The organism is Geobacillus sp. FJAT-46040 (genome assembly GCF_002335725.1).
In the GTDB taxonomy this organism is placed as follows: domain Bacteria; phylum Bacillota; class Bacilli; order Bacillales; family Anoxybacillaceae; genus Geobacillus; species Geobacillus thermoleovorans.
Genome location: NZ_NISS01000001.1, coordinates 673,349 through 685,369, shown reverse-complemented (window position 1 = coordinate 685,369; position 12,021 = coordinate 673,349). Strand labels below are relative to the sequence as shown.

Genomic DNA, 12,021 nt, shown 5'->3' with positions numbered 1-12,021 from the left:
TTTTCCCGCCAACGCAGCCCGTCACCACCTAGGACGCGTTTTGTGGTGTATCTATAGAACTTGCGGCGGCCGCCCGGCGGAAAACAACCAAAAAAACAAGGCCGCCTCCGCCCCGAAGGAAAGCGAACAACGGGAACAAGAGGCCGCCGCCCCGCATCAGTGGTCGCGGACCGCGACAAGCTCGCAAATGTAGGCCAGCACCGCGTCATCGATTTTGGCTTGTTGCAAATGGCGCTTCGCGGCGTCGATGTGAAACGCCAGTTTCTCTTTGGCACCGCCTAGCGAAAGAAGCGCCGGATATGTCGCCTTCTTGTTGTCGCGGTCGCTGCCGACTCGCTTGCCGATTTTTTCTTCCATTCCTTCAATGTCCAAAATATCGTCGCGAATTTGAAAGGCGAGGCCTAAATGTGCGGCGAACTCGTTGAGTTCGCGCGTCTGCCGACCATCGGCGCCGCCAAGCAGGGCGCCGGCGTGCACGCTGTATTGCAACATTTTCCCCGTCTTATGGCGGTGGATGTATTCCAGTTCCGCAAGCGCCAGCGTTTTTCCTTCCGCCTCCATATCAGCCGCCTGTCCAGCGACCATGCCTTCCGGGCCGGCCGCCTTCGCGAGCTGCTCGATGAGCTGCAGCCGGACGGAAGGCGGAACGCGGTCGTCATCAACCTCGGCGATCAATTGAAACGCATACGTAAGCAAGGCGTCCCCGGCCAAAATGGCCATCGCCTCGCCGAACACTTTATGGTTCGTCGGTTTGCCGCGCCGCAAATCATCGTTGTCCATGCTTGGCAAATCATCATGAATGAGCGAGTACGTATGGATCATTTCAATGGCGCAAGCGACTGGCAGACCGATCGCCGGGTCTTTGCCAAGCGCTTGGATGGTCGCCAGCAACAAAAGCGGGCGGATTCGTTTGCCGCCGGCCTCAAGCGAGTAGGCCATCGCCTTTTTCAGCGTCTCCGGCCCACGAAGCCGCGCCATATAGGAGGAAAGCGCCGCCTCGACGGCCCGTTTTTGTTCGTTGAGAAACTGTTCAACCGAAAGCTGCGCCACCCGTCACTCCTCCTCCGGCGAAAAAGGGACAAGCTCGCCGTCTTCACGCAGCATGTACTCCAACTGTTTCTCCACATGCTGCAATTTATCATGGCAAAGCTTGGACAGTTTCATGCCTTCTTGAAAAAAGGCGATCGCCTCCTCAAGCGGCACGTTCCCTTCCTCGAGCTTTTCGACGATTTCCTCCAGTTTTTTCATCGCTTCTTCAAACGTCATCTCTTTTTCTTCGCTCATACGTGTTTTTCCTCCACTCCCGTCACTTGACAATCGACTCGTCCGTCTTGAACTTGAATGGAAAGATGCTCGCCGATTCGAAGCTGGTTCGTTCGTTTCACGAGCTCGCCCTGCTCATTGTACACCAAGCTGTAGCCGCGCTCCATGATGCGAAGCGGACTGAGCGCCTCAAGCCGGGCGAGGTTGGAGCGAAAGCGGAACCGATGGCGCTCCACCGCGGTGCGCATCGCTTTTTCCAGCGCATTGGCGGCCGCCTTTTGCCGTTCTTTCATCCGCTCAAGCTCTGCAGCTGGATGGTGCCGCCATAGTCTCATGTCAAGCTCATGCAACCGCTGACGATGTTTGTCGACGAGCCGTTCGCGTTGGCGGCTAAGCCGCTCAAGCAACGCATCAAGCTGCTGTTCTTTTTGTTCATAGAGCCGCTTGGGATAGCGGAATGCGTAGGATCCTTGCAGCCGGCGAAGCTGCCCTTTATCAGCGGCAAGCTGCTCTTTCATGGCGCGGATGAGCCGCCATTTCCGCTCGGCGAGCCGCTCAGCGAGCTCCCCAACATGCGGCGCCGCCATCTCAGCTGCTGCCGTCGGCGTCGGCGCCCGCAAATCGGCGACAAAGTCGGCGATCGTAAAATCTGTTTCATGGCCGACAGCGGAAATAATCGGTATTTTTGAGGCGAAGATGGCGCGAGCGACGATTTCTTCATTGAACGCCCACAATTCTTCGATCGAGCCGCCGCCGCGGCCGACAATCAGCACATCAACCCCGCCGAACGAATTCGCCCGCTCGATGGCGCGCACGATGGAGGGCGCCGCCCCGTCCCCTTGAACGAGCGCTGGAAACAAAATGACTTTAGCGAGCGGATAGCGGCGGCGAATCGTCGTCATAATATCGCGCACCGCCGCTCCAGTCGGCGATGTAACGACGCCGATGCAGCGAGGGAAGGCTGGAAGCGGCTTTTTATGGACCGGCGAAAACAACCCTTCCGCCTCGAGCCGCTGCTTCAGCTGTTCGTAGGCTAGATAGAGGCTTCCGACACCTTCCGGCTGCATTTCTTTGACATAAAGCTGATAGTTGCCGTTCGGTTCATAGACGGAAATTTCCCCGCGCGCGAGCACGTTCATCCCATCTTCAGGACGGAACGGCAAATGCTGGTTGTAGCCGGCGAACATGACGGCGGCAATGCGTCCTTGGCTGTCTTTCAACGTAAAATACATATGGCCGCGCGAATGCTGCTTAAAATTCGAAATCTCGCCCTTCACCCATAGATCGCGCAAATGCGGGTCGACATCGAACTTGCGTTTGATGTACTTCGTCAACGCCCCGACCGTCACATATTTCACTTCCACTGATCCTGCCCTCACTTTGCGGCCAGCTGCCGTGCCGCTTCAATCGTGTTGTGCAAGAGCATTGTAATCGTCATCGGCCCGACTCCACCCGGCACCGGCGTAATATAGCCAGCCACTTCTTTCACAGCGTCAAAATCGACATCGCCGCACAATTTGCCGTTCTCAAGCCGGTTGACGCCGACGTCGATGACGACCGCCCCGGGCTTGATGTGTTCCGGGCCGATGAGGCGCGCCTTGCCGACAGCGACGATCAAAATGTCCGCCTGCCGAGTGATGGCGGCCAAATCCGGCGTTTTCGAGTGAGTGTAGGTGACGGTGGCATGTTCGCGCAAAAACAGCTGGCCAACCGGTTTGCCGACGATGTTGCTTCGGCCGACGACGACGACGTGCTTGCCGGCGATGTCAATGCCGGCCGATTGCACCATCACTAAAATGCCATGCGGAGTGCAAGGGAGAAACGCCCGTTGGCCGATCATCATTTTTCCGACATTGATCGGGTGAAACCCATCGACATCTTTTTCCGGTGCGATCGTTTCAATGACCGACCATTCGCAAATGTGATCCGGCAGCGGCAGCTGCACTAAAATGCCGTGCACCGCCGGATCGACGTTTAACTCGCGGATTTTCGCAAGCAGCGTCTCTTCGTCGATCGCCGCCGGAAACGTGTAAAGGAACGAGCGAATGCCGACCTCGGCGCACGCTTTTTGTTTTCCTTTTACATACGAATGCGATGCCGGATCGTCGCCGACTAGAATGACGGCCAGCCCCGGCTCAACGCCGTCCGCTTTCAACTGTGCGGCTTCATCCGCCAATGCGGTGCGAATCGTCCTCGCCATCTCCGTTCCGCTAATGATTTGTGCTGTCATCGTGTTTCGTTCCCCTCTCCTCGTTCATCGTTCGATATCTGCCCGCGATGCAGCCGGTTTTATTTTTGCAGCGCCGCCTTCACTTTCGAAAGCACGCCGTTGACAAAACTTCCGGATTTCCAATCGCCGAATTTTTTCGCCAGCTCGACCGCCTCATCGAGGCTGACGCTTACCGGCACATCATCGGCGTATTTCATCTCGTACGTCGCCATGCGCAAAATGGCGCGGTCAACGTTGGCGACGCGTTCAAGCGTCCATTTTTCCAAATTGGCGCGCAACAGCTCGTCAATCTCCTCCTGGTGCTCGACGACGCCAAAGACGAGCTGGCGCAAAAACGGGTCGATGTCGCCGCCGCCCGTGACATTGTGGAGCGCCTCGTCTGGTGGAATGCGTCCGACATCGATTTGAAACAGCGCCTGCAACGCCTTTTCCCGTGCTTCATGCCGCTTCATGGCGGTCCCCCTTTCCAAAAAAACGAACATTCACAATGAAATCATATCATATTTTTCGGAAAAAGCCAGCCTTTTCCCACAAATCATTCGCGCTGCCGTTGGTTGCGCCACAACGGCCTCGTTCATTACAATAACAAACTTTGGCCAAAAAAACAAAAAGGCAGCCGCCGAAAAAGCAACTGCCTTGCGAGATCACTGTTCGATCACTCCTTGTTCCTGCTTGCCGCCCTCAAACTGGATGCCGACGATATGAACGTTCACTTCGCTCGCCTCGAGGCCGGTCATGTTCCAAAGCGCCTGGCGCACATTTTCCTGCACCTTTTTCGCCACGTTCGGAATCGATGCGCCAAACTGGACGAGGCAATAAAGATCGATGACGACGCCGTCGTCGCGCAAATCAACCTTGACGCCTTTGCCATGGTGTTTCTTTCCAAACCGCTCGGCGACGCCGGCGGCAAAATTGCCGCGCATTTGCGCGATGCCGTCGACTTCTGACGCCGCGATACCAGCGATCACCTCAATCACTTCCGGTGCAATTTCCACCTTGCCGAGCGCCGGGTACGCTTGCTCTGTTTCAAAGACATGCTCAGACATAAGGCACCTCCTATTCCGCCTTCATAATATCATATAACTCCAAAAACTTCGTATTAAACTCACCGCTTTGAAAATTCTCATGCTCCATTAATTTTATGTGGAACGGAATCGTTGTATGAATGCCTTCGATGATAAACTCCGAAAGCGCCCGTCTCATGCGGGCGATCGCTTCCGCACGCGTCGGCGCATGAACGATCAATTTGGCGATCATCGAATCATAATACGGCGGGATCGTATAGCCTGGATAGACGGCGGAATCGACGCGCACGCCCGGGCCGCCCGGCGGCAGGTACATGGCGATTTTCCCCGGCGACGGCATAAAGTTTTTCGCTGGATTTTCGGCGTTGATCCGGCACTCGATCGCCCAGCCGTTAAACGTGACGTCCTCTTGGGTGATCGACAGCTTTTCACCGGCGGCGATGCGGATTTGCTCCTTGACCAAATCGATGCCGGTGATCAGTTCAGTGACCGGATGTTCGACTTGAATGCGCGTATTCATCTCCATGAAGTAAAATTGTTTGTTCCGGTGGTCATAAATAAATTCAACCGTACCGGCGCCGGTGTAGTTGACCGCTTTCGCCGCCTTGACGGCTGCCTCGCCCATCTTCCGGCGCATCTCGTCGTCAAGCGCCGGCGACGGCGCTTCCTCGACCAGTTTTTGCAGCCGGCGCTGGATCGAGCAGTCGCGCTCACCGAGATGAATCGTATTGCCGTACGAATCAGCGAGCACTTGAATTTCGACATGGCGGAAATCTTCGATATATTTTTCAATATAGACGCCTGGGTTGCCAAACGCCGTCGCCGCTTCCTGCTGGGTGATGTTGATGCCTTTGACGAGCTCGCCTTCGTCGCGGGCGACGCGGATTCCTTTCCCGCCGCCGCCGGCCGTCGCTTTAATGATGACCGGATAGCCGATCTCTTCGGCAATCGCCCGCGCCTCATCAAGGCTTTCGATAACCCCGCGCGACCCAGGCACGATCGGCACCCCCGCCTCGCGCATCGTCTCGCGAGCGATGTCTTTAATGCCCATTTTTGCAATCGCTTCCGGACTTGGGCCGATAAATGTCACGTTGCATTCACGGCACAGCTCGGCGAACGCTTCATTTTCCGCCAAAAACCCGTAACCGGGGTGGATGGCGTCACAGCCAGTCAGCGTGGCGACGCTCATAATGTTTGTGAAATTTAAATAGCTGTCTTTCGAAGCGGTCGGCCCGATGCAGTACGCCTCATCAGCCAGCTGCACGTGCAAGGCGTCGCGGTCGGCTTGCGAAAAGACAGCGACCGTCTCAATCCCAAGCTCGCGGCAGGCGCGGATGATGCGGACGGCGATTTCCCCGCGGTTCGCCACCAACACTTTTTTGATCATCGTCCGTTCTCTCCCTTATTCAGGCTTGACTAAAAACAACGGCTGGCCATATTCGACGAGCTGGCCGTTTTGCACCAACACCTTGACAATTTCGCCATCGACTTCCGCTTCAATTTCATTAAACAGCTTCATCGCCTCGATGATGCAGACAACCGTGTCTTTTTTCACCTTGTCGCCCGGCTTCACATACGGCGGCTTGTCCGGCGCCGGCGCTGCGTAGAACGTGCCGACCATCGGCGAAGTAATTTGATGCAAGTTGCCTTCCACAGCCGGCTTTTCTTCTTTGACCACCGGCGTTTCCGCTTTCGGTGCCGGCGCTTCTGAGGCCGCTGCTTGAACGGGAGCAGCTGCCGAAGCCGGTTCGACCGCTGCCGGAGCGGCAGGCGCCGGCGGCGCGACCGCCGTCTGTGCGGCCGCAGCCGACGCAACGGCGACAGCAGCCGTTCCTTTTTTCATATGTACTTTTGTTTCGCCTTGTTCGTATACGAATTCGTCAATTGAGGACTGGTCGACCAAGCGGATCAATTCACGGATTTCTTGAATTTTCATCGATCTCACACCTTTCTCCAAGTATCGTGCAGCCCGTTCCTTTCTGGCGGTGCCTAAACGTGTCCATAACGATTATACACACAACAGTAGGACAAACAAAAGACTTTTCCGCAAAAAAAGAAGCTGCCCTAAAGAGCAGCGCGTTCATCCAGCCGGCTGAAACTCAACCGTCACGTATTCAGCATCGGGTATTTCTTTTTTCACCATATGAATGACTTCATTCGCCGATTTAGCTGAGCTTTGTTTCGCTTTGATCGTCACGCGCACTTGGTTGTCATCGGCGCGCACGAGCACGTCTTCATAACCGCCTTTCGATTTGATGAGCGTCTCCAACGTTGCTTCTTTTTCGGACAATGCTTGCAATTTTTCAATTTTGTCGATCGCTTCACTTTTTTCTTCCGCCGTCGCGTTCGCTGAAGCGACAATGGCGTTCAGCTCATCGCGCAGCCGGCTCCGTTCATCCTCAATTTTCATGCGCAGCGCTGTAAACAAGTCGTCGCCCGTTTCGCCAGACGCGGACGGCTTTTTCGCCTCTTCGACAGCGACGCTCGGCTGATCAGTTGTTTTTTCCGTTTTCTTATTGGCGGTAAATGCCGGACTGTCGTTCATATTTTTTGGAGCTGTCACGTAATAGACCGACAGCACAACGACCAAGCTCAACATCGTCAACAGCCATACGGTTTGTTTTTTCAACATGCCGATCTCCTCCCCTTACCCGGTCATTTTTTCGGCAAGACAGCGACGCGGTAGCTCGGAACGTTTAACACGCGCGTCACCGCCTCGACGATCCATTTTTTGATTTGCAAATTATCCGCCCCTTTGGCGACAACGAGAACGCCGCGGATGTCCGGCTTTTTCGTGGCGACGACAAGCGGCGTTTCTTCTTCGCCGTTATGAATAATGATGACTTCTTCATTGGTCGACTCGTTTTCGATCGTCCGCTTCCCGCCTTCCTTGTCGCTCTCTTCCGTTGTCTGCTGCTGAGTCGAACGCTTTTTCTCATACAGTTTCAACTCCGTGGAATCGAGATTGACGACGACCGTGACATCATCCACCCCTTCGATCGCCTCAAGAGCGGCTTTCAGTTCTTTTTCGTACCGCTCCTCATAGGCGGCGATCACTTTCTCTTTCGTCTCCTTGCTTGCCAGGAATGCCGGCTCGGCTGGAGCGGACGGCTGCCCGGCGGAAGGCTTCGCTTCGGCTTCCTCTCCACTGTTTGCCCAATGGCTTGCCGCCATCAAGGCGACACCAGCCAACAGCAGGACGACGACGTACGAAAACGGCCATTTTTTCTGTGCTCCTTCCCCGTCTTTCGGCGCTGAAGAAAAGAGCCGTTTGATGAGCGGCAACATCCCCCCTCTATTCCCTCCCCCTAAATTGCACGTCAATTTTATCTTCATCGATTTCCCATCGGCCGGCGAGAAAAGCGCGCACCTCCTCTGCCAGCGAAGCATCGCCCTCCGGCAAAGCCGGCGGCTTCGTCGTATCGATGACAACCGGTTCCACCGAACCGGCTGACTTCTGTTTCGAAAGGACGACCTCAATCGTCTTGATGTCATCCGGCATGCGCCAGTCGTCGCTTGGCTTGGCGTAAACGTTGACATCCGCTTTCAGCCCATACTTTTCCATCAACTCCTCATTGACATCGTTTTCGAGCTGGACAGCCATTTGTTTTAAAATATATGCGCGTTGCGAGGCTTGTATTTCTTTTTTCTGCTGTTCGATTTGATTTTTTATTGCCTCCTCCCCCGCACGGCCGTTGGAAAAATGGACGAGCGCCGACGCGATGAGCTGCTCGGGATCAACGGAAGCGAGCCTGAGTACCGGAGCGAGCATCACGAGAACGAGCATAAGCCCGACAGCCATTTTCACGTATTTTTGCATCGTCCCCGACGGCAGCAAAAAATCGATGATGATAGCAAACAACAAAAACAAAATGATGTTTGTCACCCACTCAATGACTAGCTGCATAGCGCTCCCCCTAGCGGACCATCATCGTAATGTTCCCGGCCATCACCATGACGGTGAGGCTTAAGAAAAACATGAGCGACACAATGAGCAGCGCCGCCAGCACGTAAGCGATGCTTTTGCCGATGATGTTGAGGCAGGACAATACCGGTCCGCCGCCAAGCGGCTGCAGAAGAGCAGCCGATAGTTTGTAGACGATGACGATGGCGAAAATTTTCACCGCTGGAAAGATGGCGATCATGAGCAAAATCGCCGCCCCGACCAACCCGACCGTATTTTTCAACAGCATGGAAGCGGCGACGACCGTATCGGCGGCATCAGTGAACAGCTTGCCGACGACCGGGATGAAATTGCCGGTGACAAATTTCGCCGCCCGGAGCGCCACGCCGTCAGCCACGGCCGCTGTCGCTCCTCGCACGGACATGACGCCAAGGAACACGGTCAAAATGAGGCCGAGCAAACCGAGGGCGGCTTTGTTGAGCAAATCAGCGAGCTGAGTCGCCTTGTAACGGTCGCTGAGCGTGCTGACGACAGAAAGCAGCGCAGCCAGAAGCAAAAGCGGCAAGGTGACGTATTCAACGACCGTGCCGGTGGTGTTCATCACAAACAAAATGATCGGGTGGAAAAACGCCGCCGACGCAACCCCGCCGGAAGTGGCGAGCAGGGCGAGCAGCAGCGGAACGAGGGCGATGATGAAATGGCTCATCGTCCGCACCGCCTCAAGCGCATAATCCGCCGCGAGGCGAAAGCTGTTTAAGGCGATCAACAAGAGCACCATATAGACGACCGCCTGGGCGATTTTGCTTACTTCCTGCTGAGCGAACGCATTTTGCAGCGATTGCAGCACCGTGCTGAAGACAGCAAGCAAAATGAGCGTGCCGAGCAGTTTGCCGTTCACCTGCAGTTCATAAAACAAATAGCGGGCGAGCGCCTTCAGCCATTCGGACGGCGACCATTGCTTGTCGCCGCTTAAAAAATCGGTGAGCGGCCCTTTCTCGCTTTCCGGCAAAAACCCTCCATACTCGCTGACGATCGTTTCCCAATAGCGGCGGATATCGCTCACATCGAGCTGAGCAAGCTGCTCGCTGACCGACGGTTCATCGCTTGCGGCTTGTACGACCAACGGACAAAAAAAGAGAGAAAGCAGCCCAACAATAAGGAACGCTGTTCGCTTCAATCCGTTCCCCCCTTTAGCGCGCCGACGGGATGAGGCCGATGACCGCTTCGATGATCGCGGTTAAAATCGGAACAGCCAGCGCCAAAATGACGATTTTGCCGCCGAGCTCAATTTTGGCGGCGATCGCCCCTTGGCCGGCGTCTTTGGAAATTTGCGCGGCGAACTCGGCAATGTAGGCAATGCCGATGATTTTCAGCATCGTCTCTAAATACACCATCTGAATATGGGCGCCTTCGGCCATTTTTCGCAACATCGCCAAAATGCTGCTGATTTGATCGACCAACAACAGAAAAATGGTGCAGCCGACAAACACGGTCAACAAAAAGGCCAGATTCGACTTTTGCTCTTGCAGCAACACGACCAAAAACGTCGCGATCAACCCGAGGCCGACGATTTGCAAAATGTCAATGGCCGATCCCTCCTACCCGCGGAACAAAAAGACATCCTTGATTTTTTGGAACAAGTCGCTGACGATGGAAGCGACCATAAACAAAATATAAATAAAGCCGAGCAGCGTCACCCATTGGGCGTATTCTTTCCTCCCCATCTGATCGAGCACCGTATGCAAAAACGCGATGACGATGCCGACGCCGGCGATTTTCAAAATGAGATCGACATCGATGCCCATGATTCTGCCTCCTGTCTACATGAGTAAAATGACGAGCAGCAGGCCGGCCAACACGCCTAAACTTTTCGCCATCTTGGCGTAGCGCGCCTGGTTGTCTAGCGCTTCCGCTTCCTCCCGCTCAAGATGGGCGAGCGCCAGCGCGATTTGCCTTTGCTGGGTGAGCCGGTCGTATTGGCCAAGCGTGGCGCCAAATTGTTTCATCACTTCAAATTCTCCTTGCTTTAGAGCGGTTTTTCCCCATACGGCTCGCAAGCTTTTTTCCCATGCCTCGGCGGCGCTCGTTTCTTCTGTGCATAACGCGGCGGCAAACCGCTCGAACAATTCGGACAACGGGGCGGCCGTTTGCCGGGCGAGATGCATAGCGGCGTCGGCAAGCGGCGTATGGCCATACATCACTTCCGCCTCAAGCGCCCTCAGCGCCGCTTTCAGCTGGCGGAGCTGGAGCGGCCGCTCGTGCAACACGCGGGCGGCGGCAAACCCAAGCCATGTTGAGGCGGCGAGAATCAACAGAGCGCCAAACCATTTCATCGATGGACCACCGCCCTTTCATACAGCACCGTTCCGCCAGCGTCGAGAATGCGTCGGATTGAGCCGGGATGGGGAATGTTCGTCAGCTCAATAAACCGTTCAAACACCTTTTGTTCCATCACCGGTCCGAGCGTCGGACGCTGCCAGACGTCTTGGATGTTGCGGCCGTGCACAGTCGTCCATACAGAGACGCCAGCATTGGCCGCTTCAAGCACTGCCTCGCTGTCCTCCTCGCGCCCGATTTCGTCGACAATCATGACATCAGGGCTCATCGAGCGGATCATCATCATCATCCCTTCCGCTTTCGGGCAGGCGTCCAACACGTCAAGGCGCGGGCCGAACGAAAACTGAGGAATCCCTTTCACACAGCCAGCGATTTCCGATCGTTCGTCAACGATCGCCACCTTTTGCGCCGGAATGCGCCTCGTCCCGCTGCTAATCAAGCGCGCCGCATCGCGCAGGAGCGTCGTTTTTCCCGTCTGCGGCGAGCCGATGATCATCGTATGACGCCAGCGGCCGTCGTACACATACGGAATCAGCGGCTCGGCGATGCCGATCTGTTCCTTGGCGATGCGAATGTTAAACGAGGAAACATCGCGGATCGCTTTCACCTTGCCCCCTTCAGTAATGACTTTGCCGGCCAGCCCAACGCGATGCCCCCCCTCAATCGTCATAAATCCGCGCTTCAGCTCTTCTTCGACGGCATAGATCGAATAATGACTCAATTTGTTGAGCAAATGCACGCCGTCTTCTTTCGTCACTTCATACGGCAGCAATCGGGCCGTTCCGTCGACGATCACCTCAAGCGGCCGGGAGACGCGGATGCGGATTTCTTCAATTCCGCGGCGGCATGAAGGAAGATGGTGCTGCAACGCGGCGGCGACCGTTTTCGGCAAAATTCCCCACACCGCTTCCATGGCCCTCCCCCTTTTCTTGTGGACTAGTTCATATGTATGGGCGGAATGCGCCGTTTATGCCTTACTTGTAAATTGCGAACAAAATGAGCGCGATCCCGAGCGCCACAAGCCCAAGCCGTGAAAACGAGAGCTCGTCCGCAAGCGAAAGCAGTCCAATCGCCATGGTCACCATCATGACGGTTGGACCGACGACAGCAAGCGCGGCATTAACGGCAAGCGCTTTTTTCACGTCATTGAACACAAGCATCAACAGCGCCGCGCTCAGTTCAATGAACGCGGACACCATCCGCATGCCAGCCATGGCCATAACGGACGGGTCGATTGATCGCAGCCAATGTTTCATGTTCCC

17 protein-coding genes are annotated in these 12,021 nt (G+C 55.5%); all 17 read right to left on the bottom strand.

All coding sequences use genetic code 11. From position 1 onward, the window contains the following. Positions 1-156: 156 nt before the first annotated feature. The 17 genes from CD000_RS03715 to CD000_RS03635 all read right to left on the bottom strand — a co-directional run bounded on the left by CD000_RS03715 (position 157) and on the right by CD000_RS03635 (position 12,015). On the bottom strand, positions 157-1,050 hold the full coding sequence (locus tag CD000_RS03715; RefSeq protein ID WP_014196322.1) for a polyprenyl synthetase family protein: 894 nt from the start codon (positions 1,048-1,050) through the stop codon (positions 157-159). Between the two features lie 3 nt (positions 1,051-1,053). Next, entirely contained in the window at positions 1,054-1,284 is a 231-nt protein-coding gene (locus tag CD000_RS03710; RefSeq protein ID WP_012820585.1) for an exodeoxyribonuclease VII small subunit, read from the bottom strand. Beyond that, on the bottom strand, positions 1,281-2,627 hold the full coding sequence (xseA, locus tag CD000_RS03705; RefSeq protein ID WP_096224923.1) for an exodeoxyribonuclease VII large subunit: 1,347 nt from the start codon (positions 2,625-2,627) through the stop codon (positions 1,281-1,283). Before xseA ends, CD000_RS03710 begins: the two co-directional genes overlap by 4 nt. Positions 2,628-2,638: 11 nt before the next feature. Beyond that, complete coding sequence (gene folD, locus CD000_RS03700) at positions 2,639-3,493, bottom strand: bifunctional methylenetetrahydrofolate dehydrogenase/methenyltetrahydrofolate cyclohydrolase FolD (RefSeq protein ID WP_011231878.1); 855 nt, start codon at positions 3,491-3,493, stop codon at positions 2,639-2,641. 59 nt (positions 3,494-3,552) lie between these two features. Then, positions 3,553-3,945 carry a transcription antitermination factor NusB gene (gene nusB, locus CD000_RS03695; protein ID WP_011231879.1) on the bottom strand — a complete coding sequence of 131 codons (393 nt, stop codon included), beginning with the start codon at positions 3,943-3,945 and terminating at the stop codon, positions 3,553-3,555. A gap of 192 nt (positions 3,946-4,137) precedes the next feature. Next, positions 4,138-4,539, bottom strand: a complete 402-nt coding sequence (locus CD000_RS03690; RefSeq protein ID WP_096224922.1) for an Asp23/Gls24 family envelope stress response protein — start codon at positions 4,537-4,539, stop codon at positions 4,138-4,140. A gap of 10 nt (positions 4,540-4,549) precedes the next feature. Beyond that, positions 4,550-5,905, bottom strand: coding sequence for an acetyl-CoA carboxylase biotin carboxylase subunit (gene accC, locus CD000_RS03685; RefSeq protein WP_011231881.1), 1,356 nt, complete (start codon positions 5,903-5,905; stop codon positions 4,550-4,552). 15 nt (positions 5,906-5,920) lie between these two features. After that, positions 5,921-6,454: an acetyl-CoA carboxylase biotin carboxyl carrier protein gene (accB, locus tag CD000_RS03680; RefSeq protein ID WP_096224921.1), complete on the bottom strand. Its 534-nt coding sequence runs from the start codon at positions 6,452-6,454 to the stop codon at positions 5,921-5,923. Positions 6,455-6,598: 144 nt separating this feature from the next. Beyond that, entirely contained in the window at positions 6,599-7,150 is a 552-nt protein-coding gene (locus tag CD000_RS03675; RefSeq protein ID WP_096224920.1) for a SpoIIIAH-like family protein, read from the bottom strand. A gap of 23 nt (positions 7,151-7,173) precedes the next feature. Beyond that, positions 7,174-7,806, bottom strand: coding sequence for a stage III sporulation protein AG (gene spoIIIAG, locus CD000_RS03670; protein ID WP_011231884.1), 633 nt, complete (start codon positions 7,804-7,806; stop codon positions 7,174-7,176). 7 nt (positions 7,807-7,813) lie between these two features. Then, complete coding sequence (spoIIIAF, locus tag CD000_RS03665; RefSeq protein WP_096224919.1) at positions 7,814-8,425, bottom strand: stage III sporulation protein AF; 612 nt, start codon at positions 8,423-8,425, stop codon at positions 7,814-7,816. A 10-nt stretch (positions 8,426-8,435) separates the two neighbouring features. Continuing rightward, positions 8,436-9,599: a stage III sporulation protein AE gene (gene spoIIIAE / locus CD000_RS03660; RefSeq protein WP_096224918.1), complete on the bottom strand. Its 1,164-nt coding sequence runs from the start codon at positions 9,597-9,599 to the stop codon at positions 8,436-8,438. 13 nt (positions 9,600-9,612) lie between these two features. After that, the gene (gene spoIIIAD / locus CD000_RS03655; protein WP_012820577.1) at positions 9,613-9,999 is read right to left on the bottom strand and encodes a stage III sporulation protein AD; all 387 of its coding nucleotides are present in this window, start codon (positions 9,997-9,999) and stop codon (positions 9,613-9,615) included. A 21-nt stretch (positions 10,000-10,020) separates the two neighbouring features. Further along, a complete protein-coding gene (spoIIIAC, locus tag CD000_RS03650) occupies positions 10,021-10,227 on the bottom strand; it encodes a stage III sporulation protein AC (RefSeq protein ID WP_011231888.1) in 207 nt (68 codons plus the stop codon). A 15-nt stretch (positions 10,228-10,242) separates the two neighbouring features. Then, the gene (gene spoIIIAB, locus CD000_RS03645; RefSeq protein WP_014196327.1) at positions 10,243-10,755 is read right to left on the bottom strand and encodes a stage III sporulation protein SpoIIIAB; all 513 of its coding nucleotides are present in this window, start codon (positions 10,753-10,755) and stop codon (positions 10,243-10,245) included. Then, the gene (gene spoIIIAA / locus CD000_RS03640) at positions 10,752-11,672 is read right to left on the bottom strand and encodes a stage III sporulation protein AA (RefSeq protein ID WP_011231890.1); all 921 of its coding nucleotides are present in this window, start codon (positions 11,670-11,672) and stop codon (positions 10,752-10,754) included. Before spoIIIAA ends, spoIIIAB begins: the two co-directional genes overlap by 4 nt. A 61-nt stretch (positions 11,673-11,733) precedes the next feature. Then, positions 11,734-12,015, bottom strand: a complete 282-nt coding sequence (locus CD000_RS03635; protein WP_011231891.1) for a YqhV family protein — start codon at positions 12,013-12,015, stop codon at positions 11,734-11,736. Between the last annotated feature and the right edge of the window lie 6 nt (positions 12,016-12,021).

Excerpts from the sequence above, each read along its gene's own strand:
- CD000_RS03635 (WP_011231891.1), bottom strand. The coding sequence starts at position 12,015 with ATGAAACATTGGCTGCGATCAATCGACCCGTCCGTTATGGCCATGGCT.
- nusB (WP_011231879.1), bottom strand. The coding sequence starts at position 3,945 with ATGAAGCGGCATGAAGCACGGGAAAAGGCGTTGCAGGCGCTGTTTCAA.
- CD000_RS03675 (WP_096224920.1), bottom strand. The coding sequence starts at position 7,150 with ATGTTGAAAAAACAAACCGTATGGCTGTTGACGATGTTGAGCTTGGTC.
- spoIIIAA (WP_011231890.1), bottom strand. The coding sequence starts at position 11,672 with ATGGAAGCGGTGTGGGGAATTTTGCCGAAAACGGTCGCCGCCGCGTTG.
- spoIIIAG (WP_011231884.1), bottom strand. The coding sequence starts at position 7,806 with ATGTTGCCGCTCATCAAACGGCTCTTTTCTTCAGCGCCGAAAGACGGG.
- spoIIIAC (WP_011231888.1), bottom strand. The coding sequence starts at position 10,227 with ATGGGCATCGATGTCGATCTCATTTTGAAAATCGCCGGCGTCGGCATC.
- spoIIIAB (WP_014196327.1), bottom strand. The coding sequence starts at position 10,755 with ATGAAATGGTTTGGCGCTCTGTTGATTCTCGCCGCCTCAACATGGCTT.
- spoIIIAF (WP_096224919.1), bottom strand. The coding sequence starts at position 8,425 with ATGCAGCTAGTCATTGAGTGGGTGACAAACATCATTTTGTTTTTGTTG.
- CD000_RS03690 (WP_096224922.1), bottom strand. The coding sequence starts at position 4,539 with ATGTCTGAGCATGTCTTTGAAACAGAGCAAGCGTACCCGGCGCTCGGC.
- CD000_RS03710 (WP_012820585.1), bottom strand. The coding sequence starts at position 1,284 with ATGAGCGAAGAAAAAGAGATGACGTTTGAAGAAGCGATGAAAAAACTG.
- folD (WP_011231878.1), bottom strand. The coding sequence starts at position 3,493 with ATGACAGCACAAATCATTAGCGGAACGGAGATGGCGAGGACGATTCGC.
- accB (WP_096224921.1), bottom strand. The coding sequence starts at position 6,454 with ATGAAAATTCAAGAAATCCGTGAATTGATCCGCTTGGTCGACCAGTCC.
- accC (WP_011231881.1), bottom strand. The coding sequence starts at position 5,905 with ATGATCAAAAAAGTGTTGGTGGCGAACCGCGGGGAAATCGCCGTCCGC.